This window comes from Leifsonia sp. C5G2 (genome assembly GCF_013359685.1).
Classification (GTDB): Bacteria; Actinomycetota; Actinomycetes; order Actinomycetales; family Microbacteriaceae; genus Leifsonia.
The window spans coordinates 1-1,143 of record NZ_JABFMV010000035.1 but is presented as its reverse complement, the minus strand read 5'-3'; the positions used below and the strand labels follow the sequence as shown (position 1 = coordinate 1,143).

Here is a 1,143-nt window from a genome sequence, read left to right as displayed (position 1 = left end):
TCGCCGGTGTGGAGGGCGATGACGGTGACGGTGGTGTCGTCGGCGAGGGCGAGGATGCGGGTTCCGCGGTGGTGGTAGCCGATGCCGAGGTGGTGCATGCGGCCGGCGCGGCGGAGGCTGACTTTGCCGTTGCTGCCGACGAGGTCGTAGCGGATGCGGTAGTGGCCGGGGGTGCGGGTCTCGGCGGGGAGGGCTTTCGGGGTGGCTTGGTAGGCCTGTGAGGGTGTCTGCCGGTTCAGGGCGCGGTGGGGGCGGTGTTCGTTGTAGTGCTCCCGGAACGCGTCGAGCTGGGTTTGGAGGTCGGTGAGGGTTGTCGCTGCGGGGCGGGCGGCGAGCCAGCGTTTCTGGGTTTGGTGGAAGCGTTCGATCTTGCCTTGGGTTTGCGGGTGGCTGGGTGAGCCGTTCTTCTGGGTGACCCCGAGCAGGGGGAGCAAGTATTCGAAGGCGTTGCGGCCGCCGCCGAACCGGGCGGTGTAGACCCTGCCGTTGTCGGTGAGCGTGGACGCGGGGATGCCGTGCTGTTCGATCGCGGTCAGGAAGCTGGTCACGACGTCGTCGCCGGTGACCGGGCGGTGGGTGGTGCAGGAGATCAGGTAGCGGGAGTGGTCGTCCAGCCAGTTCAGGATCTCGATATCGGTGCCGTCGGCCAGGCGCCAGTGGGTGAAGTCGGACTGCCAGGTCTCGTTGGGTTGCGCGGCCTGGAAGCGGAGGTAGGAGGAGCGGGGCCGTTTCCGGGGTTCCGGGGTGATGAGCCCGGCGGTGTGCAGGATCCGGCGGATTGTCGAGGTCGACGGAGCCTTCAGGTTCTCCTGTTCGAGGTGCCAACCGATGGTGACAGGTCCGGCATCCAACCCGTTCGCGGTCAGCTCGCGCCGCAGCTGGAGTATCCGGTCCCGGACGTGGTCGGTGGTGGCCTGCGGGCTGCGGCGCGGAGCTCTCGAGCGGGGCTCGACCGCGTCCAGACCGCCCTCACGGTAGCGGGCGAGGAGCCGATGCAGGTGCCGGCGGGAGAACCCGTACTCGTCCGCCGCCGCAGACACGGTCAGCTGCTTGGACACGATCTTCATCACGGCGACCCGAGCCTTCGACATGCCACCGACTGTGACGCATGTCCCGACTCACCAGGGACCTATCAACTGAGAC

General features: G+C 68.2%; 1 protein-coding gene. It reads right to left on the bottom strand.

Features of this window, described 5'->3' with window-relative positions; all coding sequences use genetic code 11:
* Window positions 1-1,091, bottom strand: a 1,091-nt coding sequence (locus tag HNO83_RS20090; protein ID WP_175339311.1) for an IS481 family transposase, incomplete at its 3' end; no start/stop codon positions are given.
* Window positions 1,092-1,143: the final 52 nt, after the last annotated feature.